13 protein-coding genes are annotated in these 22,182 nt (G+C 57.0%); all 13 read right to left on the reverse strand.

All coding sequences use genetic code 11. The annotated features are described in order from the left end of the window. Positions 1-3: 3 nt before the first annotated feature. Entirely contained in the window at positions 4-1,533 is a 1,530-nt protein-coding gene (locus F3J15_RS15280) for an LTA synthase family protein (protein WP_166892168.1), read from the reverse strand. Next, a complete protein-coding gene (locus F3J15_RS15285; protein ID WP_166892171.1) occupies positions 1,530-2,321 on the reverse strand; it encodes an SDR family NAD(P)-dependent oxidoreductase in 792 nt (263 codons plus the stop codon). The genes F3J15_RS15280 and F3J15_RS15285 overlap by 4 nt, the downstream gene beginning before the upstream one ends. Then, positions 2,314-3,519, reverse strand: coding sequence for a capsular biosynthesis protein (locus F3J15_RS15290; protein WP_166892174.1), 1,206 nt, complete (start codon positions 3,517-3,519; stop codon positions 2,314-2,316). Before F3J15_RS15290 ends, F3J15_RS15285 begins: the two co-directional genes overlap by 8 nt. A gap of 618 nt (positions 3,520-4,137) precedes the next feature. Beyond that, on the reverse strand, positions 4,138-5,523 hold the full coding sequence (locus F3J15_RS15295; protein WP_240158839.1) for a hypothetical protein: 1,386 nt from the start codon (positions 5,521-5,523) through the stop codon (positions 4,138-4,140). Between the two features lie 1,259 nt (positions 5,524-6,782). Beyond that, the gene (locus F3J15_RS15300; protein WP_205190819.1) at positions 6,783-7,742 is read right to left on the reverse strand and encodes a phytanoyl-CoA dioxygenase family protein; all 960 of its coding nucleotides are present in this window, start codon (positions 7,740-7,742) and stop codon (positions 6,783-6,785) included. Between the two features lie 111 nt (positions 7,743-7,853). Beyond that, entirely contained in the window at positions 7,854-10,154 is a 2,301-nt protein-coding gene (locus tag F3J15_RS15305) for a glycosyltransferase family 2 protein (protein ID WP_166892177.1), read from the reverse strand. Between the two features lie 309 nt (positions 10,155-10,463). After that, positions 10,464-12,728, reverse strand: coding sequence for a glycosyltransferase family 2 protein (locus tag F3J15_RS15310; protein ID WP_166892179.1), 2,265 nt, complete (start codon positions 12,726-12,728; stop codon positions 10,464-10,466). Positions 12,729-12,748: 20 nt separating this feature from the next. Continuing rightward, the gene (gene rfbC / locus F3J15_RS15315; RefSeq protein WP_166892182.1) at positions 12,749-13,291 is read right to left on the reverse strand and encodes a dTDP-4-dehydrorhamnose 3,5-epimerase; all 543 of its coding nucleotides are present in this window, start codon (positions 13,289-13,291) and stop codon (positions 12,749-12,751) included. Next, positions 13,288-14,172: a glucose-1-phosphate thymidylyltransferase RfbA gene (gene rfbA / locus F3J15_RS15320; protein WP_166892185.1), complete on the reverse strand. Its 885-nt coding sequence runs from the start codon at positions 14,170-14,172 to the stop codon at positions 13,288-13,290. Before rfbA ends, rfbC begins: the two co-directional genes overlap by 4 nt. Before the next feature lie 15 nt (positions 14,173-14,187). After that, positions 14,188-15,078: a dTDP-4-dehydrorhamnose reductase gene (rfbD, locus tag F3J15_RS15325; RefSeq protein ID WP_166892189.1), complete on the reverse strand. Its 891-nt coding sequence runs from the start codon at positions 15,076-15,078 to the stop codon at positions 14,188-14,190. 2 nt (positions 15,079-15,080) lie between these two features. Further along, a complete protein-coding gene (rfbB, locus tag F3J15_RS15330; protein ID WP_166892192.1) occupies positions 15,081-16,139 on the reverse strand; it encodes a dTDP-glucose 4,6-dehydratase in 1,059 nt (352 codons plus the stop codon). 207 nt (positions 16,140-16,346) lie between these two features. Beyond that, positions 16,347-17,276 carry a glycosyl transferase family 1 gene (locus F3J15_RS15335; protein ID WP_166892195.1) on the reverse strand — a complete coding sequence of 310 codons (930 nt, stop codon included), beginning with the start codon at positions 17,274-17,276 and terminating at the stop codon, positions 16,347-16,349. Between the two features lie 119 nt (positions 17,277-17,395). Then, positions 17,396-21,664: a glycosyltransferase gene (locus F3J15_RS15340; protein WP_166892197.1), complete on the reverse strand. Its 4,269-nt coding sequence runs from the start codon at positions 21,662-21,664 to the stop codon at positions 17,396-17,398. Between the last annotated feature and the right edge of the window lie 518 nt (positions 21,665-22,182).

A 22,182-nucleotide genomic window follows, 5' to 3' on the forward strand; every position in this document is an offset into this window, starting at 1 on the left:
CTTTTATGTCGCTTTCTCGGATGCGCACGGCTCTTCCGTGCGATTTCCGTCGTCTTGTACCACATGCGTCAATACCGTCCCCAGCTCTTCGGCAGCCAGATTCCGGCATTCGGGAGCAACTGCGCCGTAATTCCGCCAAATGAAGTAGTCGCTGCGTTGTGGAGAAACGCCCAACTTATGGAACACGTGAGACAGAGCGGGAACGTGGTCGCCATAGAAACAAACGATCGTTTCACGATCGCTGGCGCGCAAATGATCGAGCAAGCGCCCGATCATAGCGTCGGCGTTTTCAATATGGCGCAGGTATGCTGTCAGATCACGCCAGGAAGTGCTCTCGCCCAGAGTATGCCTTGAAGACGATTCCCCAGGCAAAACCTGCTCCAAATGCAGCGGGCCGTGATTTTCCATCGTCATCGCGAACACGAATTGCGGCTTGTCGCGTGCAGCTTCCAGTTCGGCAAGCACGGCGTCCAGCACGGCGGCGTCGGAAATGTACGGGCCCGCTCGCGGCGTATCGGCGAAGTGTTCTATATCGAGGAACTTGTCGAATCCGAGTAACGGGAATACGCGGTTACGACCAAAGAAATCAGCGTAGTACGGATGAATCGCAGCCGTGCCGTAACCAGCCTGCCCGAACCAGCGTGCAATCGATGCGCACGACCGACGCGCAAAAGCATAGGGATAAAAGCGCGCGTAGCCGAGCTGTTCATATGCCAGGCCGGTCAGCATCGCGAATTCGGTGCGCATCGTATTTGCGCCCCACGCCGGCACCGAAAGCTCGCCGTAACAGACCGCCTCGCTTCTTGCCCGATCAAAATGGGAAAGCACGGTGGGAGTGATCGCCGGTGAAATTCGCCGCACATCGAACAGCGACTCGCTCTGGATCACGATGACGTCAGGGCGCAGCGCCGGCGTACCGGTCGCGAACGGTCCCGCTTCGACCGCGCGCCGGAACGCTTCGAAAGTCGCGGGCCGCATGCCGTTCAGCAAGTATGCGATGAAGACTGCGAAAAAACCGTGACGGCGCTGATCTTCCTCTGCGTCGAGCGCCAATGGCAGGCGAGCTGCAATGTATCGCGCCAGTAAGAATGTGAACGCAACCACGACCGCCAGCGCGAGCACCGGACGCGGCGTGACGGGCGCCTCGGCGAGATAGCCGGCGACGACCAATACGATCCCTACGCCGATCGCAACGATCTTGCCGGCGCTCAGGAACGGCAGATAGAGCCGCGGATGCGAGAACAACTGGCTGAAGAGGCTGAGGTCGGTAAAAACGAACGGTTCGCGCAGGGATTCATATTTTGCGTTGCTCACGACCGCAACGAGCCCGACCAGCGCAACCGCGACGGACGACGAGAAGATTGGACGCGCAGTGACGAGCAACATCAGCGACGCAAGGAACACGACCGAAAGCACATGCAAAAGCAGCGCATCAGCGCGACGCCGCAATGGCGCGCGCGGAACTGCGATCCGGTCCGGCAGAAACGACGCGCCGGCCGCAACGGCGAACGCGAGCCAGATTGCGCCCGTCAATTTACGTCTTCCTTGCCGGGCAGATACGAAAGCTTGTCGAGAATCGCATCGGCCAGCGTGATGGGCAGCAGGGCCAGGATGCGCATGCCGAATGCAAGCAGGCCCGGGAACGCGATTTCCGCACGCCCGATATCGAGCTTTCTACGAATATATGCGGCAGCCTGATCAGCAGTCCACATGAAAGGCTTGTCGCCCGGGAACACGTCGCTCATCGACGTTTTGACGAAGCCAGGAAGAATGACCGAGACACCGACGCCATCGCGCTTCAGAAGCGGGCGGACGGAATCGGCGTAGGCCTTGATCGCCGATTTGCTCGCGCAGTATGCGGGCGAGATAGCCATGCCGCGAAGGGCTGCCAGAGAGCTGACTGCGGCGATGCGGCCATGCTTGCGGATGCGCATGCGTTCGACAATCGGGAGGACGGTGTGCATCGCACCGTAGAAATTCGTGTCGACGACACTGGTAATACGGTCGAGATCTTCCCAATCGGATGCGGAGGACAGCGTACTCGCGACGCCGGCGTTGGCGATGAGCAGGTCGATCGGATACTGATCGTCGAAGCGATGCAGCCACACACGAATCGGATCGACCTCCCGGACGTCGACGATGCCGACGATCACTTTCGCGCCGCGCGCCCTGCACGCCGCCGCGGTCAATTCGAGCTGCGCTTCGCTCCGGCCAACGATGCCGAGTATGACATCGGGCTGCGCGTATGCGAGCGCAAGAGCGCGACCGATGCCCGAGCTCGCGCCGGTGACAACGACGTGCCGAACCGACGCCTTAGCCATCCGCACGCTCTAGCCGGGCGACCGCGCCGGCAATAGCCATCGCAATACCGGTTCGGGTGTAGAAATCGCCGTTGATCTGGGTGTGATGCATCACGTAGTCGAGGAACGCGTGATAGAGATCCATATCTGGCGGCACGCCTTCAAGCCAAAAGTCATCGAGATCACCCTGCCAGGTCAGGCCGCTGAAATTGTAGATAGCCGAGCCAAGTGCAACCAGCGGCCGCTTGTGATGCAGCGCGGACAAGCCGACCGTGCTGTTGATCACCACGACCCCGCGCGCATGTTCAAGCAATGTCGGAAGATGGCCGGCATCGATGAAACGAATCCGATTCTCCATGCCTGCGGCACGCGCAATTTTAAGCGAAAAATTCCGATACTCGATCAGGCCGGTATCCAGTGGGTGATTTTTGATCACCAACAACGCATCTTGCGGCGCGTATCGCGCAAAAGACTCCACAACATGGCTGATCGCTGCTCGAATTCCATCGAAAGACGAATGCACGACGATTTGCGCATCCGAATTCAATTGCAGCGGAAACAGGTAGTAACTCCGTCCACTGTCGAGCAACTCGCGCGTAACCATCTCCGCTTCGCGTCGATGCTTGCGCTGCATAAGCATCCGAACGGCCAGCCCCGAATATTCGAAGAAGCCGTTTTTCGGTCGGTGGCTGCGATACTTCGGAAACCGGGGCCAGCATACCGTGTTCGCAAAACGATACGTGATGTCGTGGAACGCACGCTCGTACAGGTTGTAGCCCGTGGCCTCCCACTGCTTGGCGGGGGGCGTTACGCTGCGTTGCTGCAGGTACCATGCGGGGTCGCGCGGCAGCAACGAGCGCCCGTTGACACCGTGACGCTCCAGCGTGATCCAGTGCGGTCGAACGTAGCCTTCCTCGAACACGTGGACACGCAGGCCGTGCGCCGTCGAGACTGCCAGCATCTCGCGATGGATGTCGCGGCAGTCGCCGAACATGATGACGTCGGTGATTCCTTCTTGCCGCACGATATTGTCATACCATTGCGGCAAATTCCCAACCTCACCGCTGTAATTTAAAACGGTGCCCGCCCCGCCATACAGTAAGTCCCCGCCACAAAAATTGACGCGGTAGACGGCAAACCCCTTGTCCTGGAGCGCGCGTGAGAGCCGGTGAAAAAAAAACGAGGCTGTGCCTTGCAGCACGAGAAACGAGCGCGGCATCTAGGTTATTGAATGGAAGCCCGAAGAAGCACGAAATACTTGCGTGATAAGTTGGTAAGACTTGTGTAATAAACACAAGCTTTCGTGCCAGACTTAGTGGCTGAATGAGGCGACAATGACCGCCGGAGGTGTGGAGGATACCGCATTGCATTACAAATGCGAAATATCTGTCGTCGTCAAAAAAACGACATATGGCGCTCATCAAAACCGATTCGTGCACGCGTCACATTTGTGTGAGAGGGGCCCGCTCGACATCGCGTCGAATTCACACCAGCGGCCCCTCCACGGCGTGAGCCCGCTACGTCGCCCCCTGACGCATCGCATGACCGCGCGCTTGCGGCCCCGCACTTTGCTGAATCCGGGCGCAAACAGGACCGCATCGACACCACTACGGACACGGCACTGGGCTCCGCTACGCCGGGCAATAAGCATATAGCCAGCTCATTCGTCAGGGCCCGGTGGGCACCGCCTCACGCGCCCGCCGTTCGCCACATCCTCTGCATCAGACCGTTGATGATTCAGTGGTTGCGAGCATCACTTCCAAGGGAGTCGCATACGCGCACTCCACTCAGTCGCCTCCGTCTGCAACCCGATCGAACATTGCGTACGACGCCTTACTTACTGTTCACGGAGCTCGCTATGCTGCGTCAGCTCACGATTGCTGCGCCCCGTCAATCGGCCACAAAATCGCTTGATCTTCCCGATTCGGCGAATTATCGGCCGCCAAGCCCTGGCCAGCGGAAGCACATCACGCAAAGCCATCGGCCCGCCTTCCAACCGCAACTCATTGAAAAGTCGTGCTTGTTGAACACGCAGTTCATCATGCTGGCGCGAAAGCTCTTCGTAAGATTTCTGCAAATTCGCCAGCGCCAGAATATTGGTCGCGTTTTCGGCAAGAGCCGCATCTCGCGCTTCGGCAAGCGCCGTCAGTTCCTGCCCGTGGCACTCGTTTGCAATACGTGCGTTTTCGATCTCGCGAGCCAGTATGAGATCTCGCTCCGCCACAACATTATCGAAAGACAAACGAAGGGCATCCCGGTCATGCACCAAACCGTCCCGCTCCTGAGCCAGGCCATTTCGCTCGTGAATCAAGTTGTCACGCTCGTGAACCAACCGGTCGCGCTCGGTATGAATGGCGAGACGGCGACTGGCCCGATCTCTGTACACGTTGAACATGACTTCCGAGATCAGATCATCACCCAATCTCATCAGCCCCATTAACTTGTACGCCGCATAGTCATAAAACTCGTCGATCGGGTGGAACTTACCCTCGCCAAACGGCACATCAAAAGATGTGACCGAGAAACGTCCGTTTAAATCGAGAACATTCAACCTTCCCAGCAGACTGTCAATCTTCTTCCAAAGAAGGTCAACCCACCAATTGATTTCCGTCGCACTGGGATCACCCAGTCCGGTTACTCCATCGTGGGTGATTTTATTGATGCAAGCCCGCCGCTTCATAATTACAAGCGGAAGACCAATTTCGCCAGCCAATTCAATCAGTTCCTTGAGATAATGAAAATAAATCTCAAGATAATGATAGCTCCCCGGCGAAATCTTGACCCATCCCGCTTCCACGAACCCCTCGGGCCACTTCCAGTCCGGCGCCAGTCCTATCGTCTCCATGTCGGAAATGATACAACCGTCTTTTTCGTAATAATCGTTGTTAAAATCGCTGGTCGGATCGAAAATCAAAAACTTGTAGCCACCCGTTTTGAGTTTTCGCAACGCCTGCTTCGTCAACTCAAAATTTATTCGCTCGGACAATTGGTGGTCATGCGACTCAAAATAAGTGCGCCCGTCCACTTTCTTCGACATCAAGCAAGGCACACTCACACGCCACAGATGCGTGACATCCGCGAGCCGATTCATTCTTCCGGCGAGAACCTCGGTAACGCATCCCCCGATGCTCAAAATTTTCGGCTTCCGCAAAGCCGAGACCGGAACACGCCCGCCTTCGGTGATGTCGGTTCCAACCACTCGGAAAATTTCACTGATGCTCATGATCTCTCGATTGTCACGATCGCGCGGGCCAAAGCCGTACGCCGCGATTGCCCCGTTCGGTTGCTACCGCAATCCGACCGTCCGACAAACCGCGCTATCTACAGACTTATGATTTGACTGTGAGGAGCTTTACAATTTACATACATTCTCCCGACAATGAAATGTTTCTCTACAAAAATAAAAGAAACGTAACAAAGTACGGCCCCCATCGTTGCAATCCAGCCACGCAAGATGACATCCCCGCCAGCCAGACTTGACAGGCACTAGTCCATCCGACAACGGGATGAACATGCTCAAATTCAGGATTTCCTGCATAGCCCATCGGCTTATACATGCCTTCGCGCGTTCAGTGTCGCTCACAGAAGCCACATTTTTTTACATTTGATTACAGAGCGCCTGCAGCGCGTGCTCGGATTGCCGTGACTCCCGCTTTTGGCGCGCGCTGCGACACCCAAAGGCCATCCCCGCCGGATCGAAATCGAATTTTCCGCCCCGAACCAGAGCAACCTGGCGACTCCGGAAAAGCGACTGCAGACATTGACGGAACGATTGACGGTCACGTCAGCGGCGTGCCGGAATGGGAGCGAGACGATGTCAGTGCGGCCGATCACGCAGGGCCGCGAAATACGCGGAACGGGATTCGACGACGCGCCAGTGGGGGCTTGTGCTGTCGCCTTACGACGCGCATTGCTCAATGCCCCCAAACCAGCGGGGCGACGTTCAAGTAAACGCCTTGAGGCTGTGCGGAATGTACTGATACAGCCACGGGAGCGAGAAGTGAAGGTTGGGTAAGCGGGTCCGTGCGGGTAGCGGGCAACGCGTCGAGCCGCTGCGCGTGCGACGGGGCATGTCGCGAATCAGAAGGGGGATGTGATCACCGGGAGTTGCACGCGCCAGCGGGCGGGTTGACTCACTCACCCGGTGACAGCGCTCTGCTCAAACGGGCAAATGCTATAGGTGGACATCGGCAGCAACGCCAACCCCGATTGGCAATCCGGCCACTTCGCAATGAATCGTCGAAACGGCTTGCCCGTGCCACCGGCAGCACAACGACGGCACCTTGTCGAGCACCTCGCCATCGCAATGCGTATCTGCCGCTGTTGTGCCACCAGTTCCACGATGCCGAGGAATAGGCGCCTACGCGCCGCCGGCCCATCTGTCGACGCCCGGCGATCCCCATTTCATGGACTTCTCGTCAAATCCGGCGCTATTACCGGTTGTGAGAAACCATTTTCAATCACACGATCATATAAATGGGGTCAAGATGAAGTCATCCACTTGCGCAATCTCGCCGCCAGGGTTCTCGACTCACGCGGCGCGGTGCGAGCAGACGCTGCGACCTCCTCGCCCAGATAGGAATTGGGCTTTCGCGACCCATCGACGATACTGACCAGATCGCGAAGCTGCAGGCGTCCCAAGTATTCATCGGAAAACGCGGGCGTATAGTAAACACAATCGTCAAAGAAATAGTGCGTCACTTGTGACCAGCGCGTCATCGCAGAGTTGACTTGCGGACTGCCCCCGTGCAGCAGATTGGCACACCAGATCAGCGCCTGCCCCTTTCGCGCCTCGAAGGTCTTGGTAGTGCCCCCCTTAGCCTCCACCATGGCATCCCAGATTTCCTGATAGGGTAATTGTGCCGACTCGCTGGATACCCCAAATCCGCGCCTACCGGCAGCTGCATTATCGATCATGGGCCAGTTATGCGATCCCGGAACCAGCTGAAGCGGCCCGGCTTCGGGAGAAATGTCTTCCAGTGCGACCCATACGCCACACATGAAACGCTGAGGGATCGACGAAAAATGCACCGCATCGGTATGCATCTTTTGCTGCGTACCGACTCGGAAATTGAGCGTCTGGAAAGGAAATGCAGTTCGGCCATACATGCGTCCGAGCAAATCCAGCATTTGACGGTTGGTGGCAATCGCCTTGACATCCGGGTCGTTTATCCACGCGTCCTGAATGCGACCGGCAGCATAGAATACGCCATCGCTCCCCAATCCCGTGTCGGCAAACCGCGAAGTCAGACGTTCCCGAATTCGTGCAATCCTTGCCTCGAGATCAGGATCGGGAAAGTCGATCACGGCATAACCGTTACGGTTCAGCGCAACCGCGATCTCAAGTTCGTCAGGCGCCAGTTCCGCTTCTGCAATCTCCGTATCGAAAAGTGGCGACTCAATCAATGGAATGCCAGGCAGCAGGCGCTTTTTTATATCCACGAATATTCCCTCCGCGTTACTTTATTCAGTTCACTCCGAGATACCCTAAAGGGGCCACGGGACAGTACAATTCCGTACAACCCCATGAAGCACGATGTTCCCGCAAAAAACTCATACACCCCGGATCTTCCACGGAGCATACATTCTCGGAAAATCGGAAATGGTGAAATCCTCTCGATCAAGCGTCAAATTCCGATTGTAATACGGATCATCCGACTGATCGGTACTCCACCGGGAAAGCATGAAACTCTTCTCCCGATTAAACCTGGCACGCTTCTCAGCAGACATTTGATCGTCCCCCCTGCTGTAGGATTCGAAGTGGTGCAGGACTGCATATGGCGTCCACACTATCCTGTAACCCGCCTCGCGTACACGGAGACACAAATCCACATCATTGAATGCAACTGGGAGATTTTCTTCATCAAAGCCACCGACCGCACGAAATATCTCCCGACGCATGACCAGGCATGCTCCCGTGACCGCCGAGAAATTTTGCACAAGAGCCGCTCTTCCTGCATACCCCGGGTGCGTCGCTGGATATAACCGGTGCGCATGGCTCGCGAAGCCGCCAATGCCCGTCACTACGCCTGCATGCTGGACGAATCCGTCGGCGTACAGGAGCTTTGCCCCCACGGCGCCAATATCCGGGCGCAGTGCATGCGAAACCATCTCCGTCAGCCAATCGGGCTCGATTGCCTCCACATCGTCATTGAGAAAGCACAACACGTCACCAGACGCATATTTTTCCGCAAAATTATTGATTGATGAATAATTAAAAGGAAAATCATATCCCAATACAGTGACATTACCCCTCAGCGACAACGACCGTAGAAAATCAATTGTCTCGCGATCCTTGCTTTGATTGTCCACGACAACGATTTCCACATTCTCATAGTCGGTTTCATCAAATATGCTGAGGATGCATTTTTTCAGCAACGGACCACCGTCTCGGGTCGGTATGATGACTGAAACCTTGGGGGCAGGCATGGTTATCGGATATCGCACCCGATAGGTTCCGGTCAATTCACCCCGCGAAACACTCACTCCAGGCTGATCTTTGAAAAATTCGGAAAGCGCCCTTTCCCTCGCGTTGCATACATCACCTTCCGCATCCGGATCAACCAAACCAGACTTACTGCATCCACGAAAATGATAGAGCACGCGCGGGATATGGCAAATCTGAGACGACGCACTGCTTTTCACACACCTGAGCGTAAGATCACAATCCTGCCCGCCCTCATACTCGACCCGGAACCCACCTATCTCGCGCACGAGCGACGTTCTATACGTAGCCGAACGAGAGATCATGTCGCGAGAAAAAAACAAATCCGGATTCCACGAACTCTTGAAGCAAACGTTATCCCGATTATCGTTCTCATCAATTTCATCGTTATCCGAATATATGATATTCAGATTGTCCGCCTCATTGATCTTCAAGGCAATGAGATAGAGTGCATGAGGCGAAAGTACGTCACCTTGACCGAGAATCGTGGAAAATTCTCCAGTCGCCAGCTCCAGAGCGCCATTCTCAGCGACTGACACATATCCACCAGAATCCAGCAAGATAACCTTTACCCGATCATCTTTTTCCGAAACGGACTTCAAATATGAAGCAATTTCCGATTCCGCGGCGCCATCAACAGCAATACACAGTTCCCAATTCTCGTAAATCTGCACCAAAACCGACTGGACAGTCGATTCCAGATACCTCATGGACACTCCACGCACCGGAACCAGAATGGAAATCAATGGCCGCTTCGCAAACGAACCCATGTGCCGACGAATCGAGACAATATCAAATTCACTAAGCGTATCGAATTTTTCTACGTACGACCTGTAATCGAGAGGAGCAGAATGAAATCGCAGCCTTGCACACTCCGCATACGCCCCCTTCAGGTCAACCAACAAGCGCCTCCACGTTATATTGTATTTTCTCGCGCGATCGGTATCTTTGAATTTAATTATATCCCCAATGGTCCACTCGACCATTCTGGCAATTCTCTCCAGGCATGATATTTCTGTTATCCGCAGAAACTCCAGCCTGACCGCGCCCTCGCCCCGCATCGGCGACAGACGCAAGCGGCGTGTATTACGCGGAATCTTGATGATCTCCTTGATATTCCCAGAGCGGGCCGCGGGAATGACAAACGATTCCGCATCTGAAAAGCCCGATCCGGTATCGACGTAAAGCCGAGCCACCAGGTGCGCGCCACGCCGAATCATCCTGGACTCGACATAGACCCAGCCGAGTGGAATGGGCTTGCCCTCGTCCTCCGGCTCAAGGTCAAACACAGGATGGTCTCCCATCGACGTCCAGTCGGTCGACGTCGTTCCCGACAAAGCGAGGTCCCGGACCGGGTTGACCTTGAATCGAACGGTTCGACGAACTATCGACAGGAGAAAATCTTTCATATGGACCGAAAATGGATGAATCCGGATCGACGGCATGACGAGCCAACACGAGAAAACGGCTCAGCCCGCGGAAGAATTGTTGACGAAGGCGCAAGACGATCCGCCCAAACAGGCTGCAGGTAAAGACTCGGGGCTCGCCGCCCCGAATAGCGGAGCCACGGCGCACCCTGAGGCGCCACTCGCTAGCGTACACGCACTGTCATGCAATCGTTCCCTGCCCCACGCTTGCAGGAGCGGCCGACGATCAGTTGAATCAGTTCACGGTAAGCGTTGAACCGGTCGCTAGCCAGCGATCTGCACTCAATGCCCTCAAGATTTCACCGCTCCGGGCGCATGGAGCGCGAGACGCCTGAGAGACGCGACACGCGGCGGCCACGCGAGCTGACAATCGAATCGATCGAGGGACAGGTTCGGGTTATAAGCCGGATCATTCGCGATGAGGTCATGCCAGTGATCACGCATGTACTCGATTTCTCGAGTGGCCCGTGCCATCTTCTCCTCGGTATCGTCGCGGCCGCGCGTGGCGGATTCGTGGTGATACAACACGGCATGTGGCGTCCAGACCACCGTATAACCCGCCTGACGGACCCGCAAGCAGAAATCAACGTCGTTGAATGCAACGGCGAGATCACGTTCGTTCAATCCGCCCAGTTGCCGATACAGGGATCGCCTGACGACGAGGCATGCACCGGTGACGGCAGACAAGGACTGCGTGGTTACCGCGCGCGCCATGTAGCCCGGCTCGTCGCGGTCCAGCCCGCGATGCAGGTGATCGGCGCAGCCGCTGAGCCCGACGATGACACCCGCATGCTGAACGGTTCCGTTCGAAAACAGCAATTTGACACCAACGACGCCGACCTCCGGACGCAACGCGTGCCCCATCACCTCGTCGAGCCAGTCACCATCGATGATTTCCACGTCGTTGTTGACGAGTGCGACGAACTCGCCCCGCGCCAATTCGACCGCTCGGTTATTGAGCGCAGAATAGTTGAACGGACGATCGTCCCGATGGATGCGTACGCCGTGATCAATCGAAAGCCGCTCCATGTAATCAAGGGTTTCCGGATCGTCGGATCCGTTGTCGACGATGATGATTTCGAAGGCACGATAGCAAGTCTTCTCGATGATCGAATTGACGCAACGACTGAGCAACGCAAACCCGTTGCGAGTCGGAATGATCAGCGAGACGAGCGGCGCCTTTTCCGGTAACGGATATCGTATGTGACGGGCATGCTCCGTTGACGAAACCGTTGCCCGAATACCCGCCCGCGACAGGTGACGTACGACCGCCATCCGGCCCGCATCGCGCACATCGTGTTGCGCATCCGGATCTTGAATTGCTTCCGTATGAGCACGTACGTGGTAGAGCACACGCGGAATGTGCAGGATCCTGTCTCGACTGGTATGCGCGAGACAGCGAAGCGTCATGTCGTAACACGACGCGGCCCCGTGGCGATGGTCCCGCCCGCCAGATGACGTGAAAACTTCCGGCCGGTAAACACCAAGACCAGCAAATAGATCCGACGAGAGCATCAGATCCTCGCTCCAGTCGCTCTTGAAGCGTGGACTGTGGCGAACGCCGTCGATGTCGATGCTGTCTTCATCCGCGTAAATCAGGTCGACATCGGGGTGCCGGTTGATCGCGTCTGCCACGACGTAGAGGCCATGCTGAGGAAGCACGTCGTACTGTCCGATGAACATGACCCAACGACCGCTTTCGGCGAGCGCTCGATCAAGCGCCGAATGCGCTTCGGCTGTAGAGCGATCCGAAATGACGCGGATGCGCGTATCGGCAAGCAAGTCCCGGGGAATCAGTGCAGTGCGATCGGAGTCGGAACGTCGATCAACGATCACAAGTTGCCAGTGCGGGTAAATCTGCGCGGTGATCGAGCGGATTGCCGTTTCCCAATGCGGTGACGCGGCACCGGACACCTCCATGCCGATCGCGAACAGCGGGCCGCTGGCAAAGTAGTGCAGATTGTCACGCATCACGCGGCACGTGTCGGGACTCGGCGTATCGAAATGGCGGATCCAGTCTGGGTATCCGACCAAGAGTTCCGACTCGTCGAACAGGCAACAGTAATCGCGCCATGCTTGTGCCATGTCGACGCGACCGTGGCCGACGTCAGTCAGATCGTAATCATCGCCGCACGGTTTGTACCGTGGGTGTAGCGCACCGAGCTTGGTCATGATGCGCGAGTGCGCAAATCGCGTCGTGACCCTGACAAGGCGGAATGCCTCGATTCGATCGACAGACTGATCGTCGCAATCAATCTCGATTTCGATCTTTCCGCGCGCCGGGAGATGGACAAGCCGCTTGCTCACCTGCCGCGCGCTGAGCTCCATCGCGAGCGTGGCAGACGATGCACCACCGGGCAGCCGCAACCGCGCTCGCAGTTGCGCAGCATGACCGCTCACGCGAAGCTCGATCATGTACCAACCCGGTAGCAACTGGACGTTGACCCAATACGCCCGGGATCCCGGTCGATCTGCCGACACGGGCGATACATTATCGGACCGATCGACCAGGAAAGGCGTCCCCCAAGTCAGGCGCAGGGCATTGAAGTCAAACATGGACTTGCGCGAGAAGCGACTCAAAAGTACTCGGCATCCTTGAATACAGGTGCCGCCCCATCCTTGCCGGACACCAACGCTTCACCGGTGATGGGCCATTCGATCGCGAGCGTCGGATCGTCCCAGCGGATCGCTCGTTCTGCGTCCGGATACCAGTAATCGGTGGTTTTGTACAAAAACTCCGCCGCTTCGGACATGACGACAAAGCCATGCGCAAAACCTTCCGGAATCCACAGCTGGCGCTTGTTCTCCGTGGACAGAACCACCCCGACCCACTGTCCGAACGTCGGCGACGCGCGACGAATGTCGACCGCGACATCGAACACTTCCCCGGCGACTACCCGAACCAGCTTTCCCTGCGCGTGATCAATCTGGTAGTGCAGGCCGCGAACGACGTTCTTCGCGGATTTCGAGTGATTGTCCTGCACAAATTCGACGGAATGCCCAACCGCTTCCTCGAACACGCGATGGTTGAAACTCTCGAAGAAGAAACCCCGCGCATCCCCGAATACTTTCGGTTCAAAAATCTTTACGTCGGGAATGGCAGTCGCTATTACGTTCACCGGGTTTTTCCTTCTTTCAGAATGTTCTGCAGGTACCGGCCGTAGCCGTTTTTACTGAGCGGTTTCGCGAGACGTTCGAGCTGTTCGTCGTCGATATAGCCGAAGCGATATGCAATCTCTTCAACACATGCGATCTTCAGGCCTTGTCGATGCTCCATCGTGGCGATGAAGTGCGACGCCTCCAGCATCGAATCGTGCGTGCCGGTATCGAGCCAGGCAAAACCGCGTCCCATGGTCTGCACGTTGAGCAGGCCATCCTTCAGGTACAGCGCGTTGAGATCGGTGATCTCCAGCTCGCCGCGTCGCGACGGCTTCAACGACTTCGCAAAGTCCACCACCTGCTCGTCATAGAAATAGAGCCCGGTCACCGCGTAATGCGATTTCGGAACCTCGGGCTTTTCTTCGATACTGATCGCTTTGCCCGCCGGGTCGAACTCGACTACACCATACCGTTCAGGATCCTGGACATGGTAGGCGAAGACCTGCGCGCCCGAGGTCTTGTCGGCTGCCCCCTTCAACAAACCGCCAAGATCATGACCGTAGAAGATGTTGTCGCCAAGAATCAGCGCCGAAGGGGCGCCATCGATAAAGGATTCGCCCAGCAGGAACGCCTGGGCAAGCCCGTCCGGGCTAGGTTGTACCTTGTACTGCAAACGAATCCCCCATTGGGATCCGTCACCCAGCAACTGCTCGAAGCGCGGCGTATCCTGCGGTGTCGAAATGATCAGAATATCCTGAATCCCCGCCAGCATCAGCGTGCTCAACGGATAATAGATCATCGGCTTGTCGTAAATCGGCAGCAATTGCTTGCTGACTGCCTGTGTCGCCGGATAGAGACGGGTGCCCGACCCTCCGGCGAGAATAATGCCTTTGCGCTTCATGCTTGTTTTTCCGTGTCAGCCGTGCAGTTGCTCGAAGACGTAATCAACGCCATTTCGCCAATCGGGGAGCGATATCCCGAACGTCGACATCAACTTGCTGCTATCGAGGCGAGAATTCATGGGCCGCTTTGCCGGAAGCGGATACTCATGCGTCGCAATTGGCACGATATCGGTCGAGCGCAACTTTAGATCAAGGCCTCGCGCTTCCGCAAGTGCCACAACGTAACGCGCATACTCGCACCAATTCGTCTCGCCGGACGCCGCGAGGTGATATGTGCCGAACGCAAAGTGTTCGCGATCCGCGAAATAGCGCGCGACGAGGTGGGCCGTCACATCGGCGATCAACGCCGCCGAAGTGGGCGCGCCCGTCTGATCGGCCACGATACGAAGTTGGTCTCGCTCCCGGGCGAGGCGCAGGATCGTCTTGAGGAAATTGCCACCATGCGCGCCTACGACCCAGCTCGTTCGAAGAATCAGGTGCCGCGCGAAGGCCTGCCGAACCGCAATTTCGCCGTCACACTTGGTCGTCCCGTAGATCGATTGAGGATTGACCGGCGCATCTTCGCGATACGGCATCGCGCCCGTGCCTTCGAATACATAATCGGTCGAATAGTGAACGAGCGGCACATTTCGAGTCGCCCCCCATTGAGCCATCACGCCGGGTGCTCCCGCATTGACTGCCCGGGCCTGCTCCGGCTCGCTCTCGGCCTTGTCCACTGCCGTATAGGCGGCGGGATTCACGATCAGGTCCGGTTGATGACGATCCAGCGCCGCGACAAGGCTTGCGGGATCAGCCAGGTCCACGTCGCGCCGAGTCAGCGCAATCACCTCTCCGAGCGGCGCAAGCGCGCGTTGCAATTCGAAGCCGACCTGCCCGTTCGAACCAGTAATCAGGATACGCGCCATGGTTATTCCCCGTAGTGGCGTTCGATCCACGTACGATACTGGCCACTTGTGACGTTCGTCACCCAGGCCTGATTCGTCAGGTACCACTCGACCGTCTTGCGGATACCGGTGTCAAAAGTTTCAGCGGGTTTCCAGCCAAGCTCGCGCTCAAGCTTGCGAGCATCGATTGCGTAACGGCGATCGTGGCCCGGTCGATCCTGCACGAAGCTGATCTGCTCCGCATACGACTTGCCATCATCACGCGGATGCAGTTCATCGAGGATCGCGCAGATCGTATGCACAACTTCGATGTTCGGTTTTTCGTTCCAGCCACCAACGTTATAAGTTTCGCCAAGCGCACCATTCGCCAGGACGGTGCGGATCGCCGAGCAATGATCTTTGACGTAGAGCCAGTCACGGATCTGCTGGCCATCGCCATAAATCGGTAGCGGCTTGCCGGCGAGTGCGTTCAGGATGATCAGCGGGATCAGTTTCTCGGGAAAATGATACGGACCATAGTTGTTCGAACAATTGGTCGTCACCACCGGCAACCCATACGTATGGTGCCACGCGCGCACCAGGTGATCCGATGCGGCTTTGCTCGCCGAATACGGGCTGTTCGGTTCATACGTGTTGGTTTCAGTGAAAGGCGGATCATTCGCGTCGAGCGTGCCGAACACTTCGTCAGTGGAAACATGCAGGAAGCGGAATGCGCGGCGCTCTTCTTCCGCGAGTTCCGACCAGTAGGCGCGCACCGACTCGAGAAGATTGAACGTTCCGACAATATTCGTCTGAATGAAATCGCCGGGGCCATGGATTGAGCGGTCGACATGCGACTCGGCTGCAAAATTGATAACCGCACGCGGCCGATGCTCGGAAAGCAACCGCGAAACCAGCTGTCGATCGCCAATGTCACCCCGAACAACGTGATGCCGCGAATCACCTTCCAGTGACTTCAGCGTGTCAAGATTTCCGGCGTAAGTCAATTTATCGAGGTTGATGACAGGCTCATCGGAACCGGCAAGCCAGTCAAGGATAAAATTTCCGCCGATGAAACCGGCCCCGCCCGTAACGAGTATCATATGTACTCCGCACAATTCCAAAAAGTCATTTTAAATTCAGCTTGCGACCACCTCATTTCCACGTCGCCGAGGTCACAAGTCGCACAACAGCAGAGGCCGCGCGAAGTCTAATTCCGTATCGCTTGCAAGACGACAAAGAGCACGTTTTTGAAAGACCAGCGTGCCGGCACCCAGACGCGTCTTCCTGGCCGTACTCTTCATGTCGGTTTATTCCGCCTTGGCCGCCCGGAGATCGCTCATCTCCTGCTCCAGACGCCACTCGTAACGCAACAGCGGCGCGATGTCCTCGAGATAAACCTTTGCGTCCAGAAACGCGCTTTGCCAGGCCGGCGAATCCGGAAACCCGGATGCCGCCTCGCTAAGCGCCGAATACAACGCCTTGACCTGCCGGGGCGCAGAATTGACCAACTGAAGATCATTAACGGTGTAGCGAGTGTGCCGCAACTTGTCGTCGAGGAAAGCAGATTCAAACTCTTCGAGCCGGGACTCGATCAATGGCAAATCGAAGAAATCCGATATGTTCTCAAGCTCCTGGCGCGGCATATCCATGAGGCGATCGTAGTCGATCAGTACCCGCCGCACGTCCTGCGTCAGGTCGAGTGCCGACACGACATAGGCGAGCCAGAGGATATAAGACTTCTCGACCGGGAAACCGTCTCTCCGCGCAAGCGACTGCACGACACTGATCGGATTTCGTACCGCAATCAGATAGAGAACTCTTATGCCGATGCAAGCAAAGACCGGTTTCCAGAACGGCAGCAACCGCGCCAGACGCGGATCCTTGACCGACAGGATCTGGTTCTCTCGGCATTTGGCGCGCAACAAATCGATGGCCCGAACCCGAAACCGGTCAAGTTGCTCGGGCTGAAGAAGGCCGAGATCGATGGGCGCCATCGAATGCCAATCTCCTCCGGCTGCATGCAGCAATTCGACATTGAGTGCAACGACGTCGAGATCCTCGAAAAAACCCTTGTCGTTGTTACCGGGAAGGGCAGGCATCAGGTTGCTTCCGAATTCCGCTCCAAGCACAGCGGTGGCCCGCGTCAGGGTGCTGGTGCCACTCCGGTGCATACCGAGAACGACGATGAGAGTCGGCGGACAGGAGTCGCCAGAATTATAAGCAGTCAATTGCGCCATAGATTTAGGTGCCATACCAGCATAACAAAACAATTTCGGGTGGAACAATAATCACGATGATTTAAAAATCATCTCAAAATTGCACCATAAAACAATTTGCGGATAATCATAAATCGACGTCAAAAGTACCACGACCTGGACAGCGGCTGAGCAACCAGATCCATTCTGTTCTGCGCCAGCCCCGGATGAGATGCAGGATCGTTATCGAGCCATCGCGCCCATCTCGAGAGGAACAACGCCACCTCCGCACCATTCGGAATCGTTTCACCACGTGATGCTTTCTCGGCATGAGTGAATTGCGCGTCCGGATTGTAGACGATACGGTAGCCAAGGTTTCGAATCCGCAAACAAAGATCGACGTCATTGAATTCAAGGCTGAATCGCTCATCGAAGCCGTTCAACTGGCTAAGTATGGATCGCCGCGTCGCAAACACGGCGCCTGTCACGACCGACCATTCGCGCTGCGCCACGGCCCAGTTCTGATAGGTTTTGGCATCGGCCGGCCATCCGAGCCAGGCGTGGGCAATCGTGCGAAGTGTCGGGAACATGCCGACGTGCTGGATATGGCCGTTCTCGAAATAGAGACGTGCACCGACACCGCCGACGCGTTCGTCAACGGCAAAGGTAAGTAGCGCGGCAAGCCAATCCGCACCGGCCGGCACGACGTCATCATTCATGAAGATGATCTGTTCGTCCGTTGCCGTCCGCCATAGCCGATTCATCTTTGCAGCATAGTTGAACGGCTCGCCGGCAGCACGGACCGTCTCGATTCGTTTCAGCTTGAACGGCCATGTTCGACTCATCCAGTCGGGAGGTCCCGCGATGTCGTCTCCGACGATAACCGTCAGACGGTCCATGGCCCACCGAACCTCGGAAATCCCCTCCAGCAATTGCTCGATGTAGCTGCGGTCCGCTCCGACCCGAGCGATGCGGCATGTGGGGATGACGATGGTCACCGGGGGATAGCCGATATCCGCGAAGCGGCGGCGCTGGAACAGCAAATTGCTCGCAGGTTCGCTTGTAAGCGCGATATCGGCAAACTCCTCGAGTGATGACAGCGCGGCGAGTCGCGAACCGTTGTTCGCGGCAGGACGCCGGCCCTCGAAGCCGAGCAGGACCTTGGGAATTCGACTGATTGCCCCTCCCGCTTCAGCGACACGAAGTACAACGTCATAAAGCACCGCCGTTCCGCGCTGCACATTCAATCCGCCGATTGTCGTCAGCGTTTTTCGCCGGATTGCGACTGGTGCGCCAATGTAGTCCTGCGCGACAAGCAGCGTCGGATTGAAATCCGGCTTCAACCGAAGGCGATCCAGCGGATCCTCGCCCCCGGCGACATCGTCGGCATAGAACAGGACGACATCGGGGCGGTTGGTCGCGGCACTTAGAAACGCCTGTTTGGCATCAGGAGAGATGCGAGCCTCACCCGGGGCAAAAATCAGCCAGTCATCAGGATCGCCATCGGCGAGCGTCACCCCGGCCCACGAGAGATCGCCAGCCAGGGGAACAGGAACCAGACCATCGCCTGGAGCAAAGTCAGCGAAGCGTCGAGCCGAGGCGAGGTTGACGGAAATTGTCGGTGGCGCCGGCGGGGTGTTTACAACCACATGACTGAACGGGCTGGCAGTATTCGCTGTAGAAGCTGCAATCGATGCAGCAAAGCTCGCCTCGACCGCACGTGCCACCGTGTCATACGACAGAAGCCGCGCGATATTCTCCCGAGCGGCCGCGTTCATCGTGCGATCCCCTTTCGCAATTGCCGTCGCGGCCTTGACGAGCGCCGCCGCCAAAGCGCTTTCATCTACCTTGCCCCAACCATGGCCGGCCAGATAGTGGCCGTGGTCTTCTTCAAGTACCCACGGCGTGGCCTGCACGGGATAGCCGCAGTCCGAATTAACGAAGTCCCGCGTACCGCCAAAATCCGTCGCAACCACAGGCTTGCCGAGTGCCATGGCTTCCGCAACCGTCAGACCGAACCCTTCCGAACAATGAGGTGACGCATAGATATCCGCGGCAGCCATCAGACTGGTGACTTCGTCCGCGTGAAGCGAGACCTCCAGCAGCTTCACTCCGGGCGTGCTCGTAGCCAATGAGTGAAGCGCCTTGCCGGCGTCCGGACGGTCGTAAAGATGCTTTGTCTTGAGAACGAGATTCCAGCCCTGCTTTGCCAGGCCGGATTCCCTGAAGGCACGTATCAACCCCTCGGGATTCTTACGCACCAGGTAGCTGGCCGCGTCGAAAATGTAAAGAATGACGCGATTCCCCGGGTCGATTCCGAATCGCCGGAGAATCGAATCACGACCCGAAGCAATCCGCGTCGGCACGCGAACCGGATGATGGATGACGTCGACGGGTACCTTGACTTCAGCTGAAAAGATGTCGGCACAATATCGGCTCGGTGCCCAGATGCGATCGACCGAGTGCAACTCCTTCTGCCAGGCCGGCGGAATGCGATCGGTTTCCCAGACCCAATACCCGATCCGCTGCTTGGCAGACTGAATGATCTCGCGCTGCTCGTCCGTCAGGACCTCCCAGGAATCCGGATTGAGATGAACGATCGCAATATCAGGATTCCCCACGAAATCCAGCGTTTCGACAGCCGGGCAAATGAGCCTGTGAACATGAAAGGGCTTGGTCACCGGATAGACGTTGAGCTGAATCTTCGTGTGCCTCAACGTACAGAGCATTTCCCGGCTCGCTGCCCCCAGACCGTTCTCATAGTTCCAGGGGCCGAAATAAGCCACGCGCAACGGATGGTCGTCCCGAATCGCGCGATACTCGCTGGCGTTGACGAGCAACGCATCGCCGGCCTCGGCAGGCTGAGGCACCATGTCCGCGGCACGGAGTGACGCACGAACGAGATTGACGTCAAAACCGGCACCCGCGAGTACCTGTGGCCAGGTCTCGTGTATCTCGCGAAGCATTTCGGGCTGATCCGTTGCTTCGGCAAACCGTTTGAGCAATATCTCGATCTTGATGAACGGGAAGCCCTGATCGATCAGTTCACGCCAGCTGAAAAACGTCGGATTGACTGGAGACGATCCCGTGAACAGTGCACTCGCCGTTAGCCCGGCGTTTCGCATCTGTGTCGCGAAGGGCATTTCATAGGCGCGAATCGCATCGTCTTCGTTATCGATCCGCCGGATGTCACGTATGAAATGCTGAAATGCCCACGAACTGAGCGCCCTGGGTTTGACGCCCATGAAATGGCTCTGGACGTGCCAGCCATGTTCGTGACTGGCAGTCAGTCCGACGATATCGGACGGGCAAGCGCGGACGCGGTCCATCATTTCGACGAACGTTGTCCTATCCGCGGTAGGGACAACGCTGTCGTTGGTCATGACCAGCAAACTGGCACCGAACAGGCTGGGACAAAGTTGAAAGGCATGCGCCCAGGCGCCAAAATCGTAGCCGACATTGTCGCGAACGACGATGCCATCTGCGGCAGCAATCTCCTCGTCGCGCAACTCCAGCGGCCGATAGACGACAACGACGAGCAGAACCTTCAAACCCGCCCCTTGCAACTGCTGTATATACGGCAGCACATGTGGCTTCAAGCGCCCTGCCGGAGCGTGGGTAACAAGAAGCGCCGCCTCGCCACGAGGCGCCACGCACATTTCCTTCACGATTACGCTTCGCGCTTCCGCCACCAGGCCACCGTAAAGCTGGCGCGCGTTGGTTGCCCGTCCTTCCCGTCGCCCGAGTTTTATGTAGTGAACTAGAGGATTCAACCCTGTACCGGATACATCGGAATAGGTGGAAAGGTAGAAATTCGTATCGAACTTCGGACCGGGATTTCTATTTTCACGATGTCCATTGACTACATAATGCAATAACGGATCAACTCCTCCGTCCTGGACATCCGGATACGTCATGCAATACCAGTCGGGGTCGAATATTCCTTCGACCTTGTTTCGTTCGCTCCGAATTTCCTCCTCGCCGACTCCCAACCACCCTGCCAGGTCCTCTCTTTCTTCAGAGCCACGCGGCGTAGAATTCACGAGATCAGGCTGCGCCCCTTGCACCCGCCCGGCATGATTGGCTCGTGCACGCGCCTTTCGATGAGCGGGCATCACGCCAAGCTCGGAATCGAACAGTGCGAGTCGCCAGCCGCCGAGACGACGCGATTTGCGAAAACGGGCGACCGCGACCGAAAGGCCGGGCACGCTCTCCCAATCCGACCTCACCTCTGCCGATCGGATCAATTGATCCAGGATCGACATACGAGAATGGCCCTTGCGCAGACGGCCGGAATAATAGGCCAGCCCGGCCGCATCCACCGCCCGCTTGAACAGCAATTTGAATGCGAGGCCGACAAACAACTCGTCACGCGCCTCCATTAGATGATCTATTGAGACGAGATATCCTTCGTCGCCCGTGCTACTCATCTTAGTCACCTAACATTCCCATTAGATTGAATCAACAAACTTGCCATTCATCGATAGACATTTCATTTGGACATTTCGCCGATTCGGAGTTCAAGCTGATTGCATCGCTCGATATCGCGCGTCGCCCCGGTCATCAGTTGCCGTTGGACTTCTTGAATCAGCCGCCACGCGGGGGACTGTCGAGCGACGATATCGTCCTTCGAACGTCGGAAGCTGTCGAGGCAACGATCGCGTCGAAATACGAGTCGGCGCCGCCGCGGAATGCTCGCCCCGGCGCGTTGACGACCTTTGTTCCTGCTCCGGCTGCCCCCCGCGCCCGATCGCTCGCGGCGCCATGAAACGACCGCAGAGCAGTACAGACTTGCGTGGAAAAATATCCAGGAAGGGGCACATGGCCAACACCAATTCGTTCGTTGTGGAACGGTCGCCTCCTGCACGGCCGCGGGCATCGTAGAAGGCGGTCACCGGACGAACCTGCGACGACGAAATGGTAAATGAACTTTGTGGCGGCCCATAGG

It is taken from the genome of Burkholderia sp. Ap-955 (assembly GCF_011753045.1).
Lineage (GTDB): Bacteria > Pseudomonadota > Gammaproteobacteria > Burkholderiales > Burkholderiaceae > Burkholderia > Burkholderia lata_D.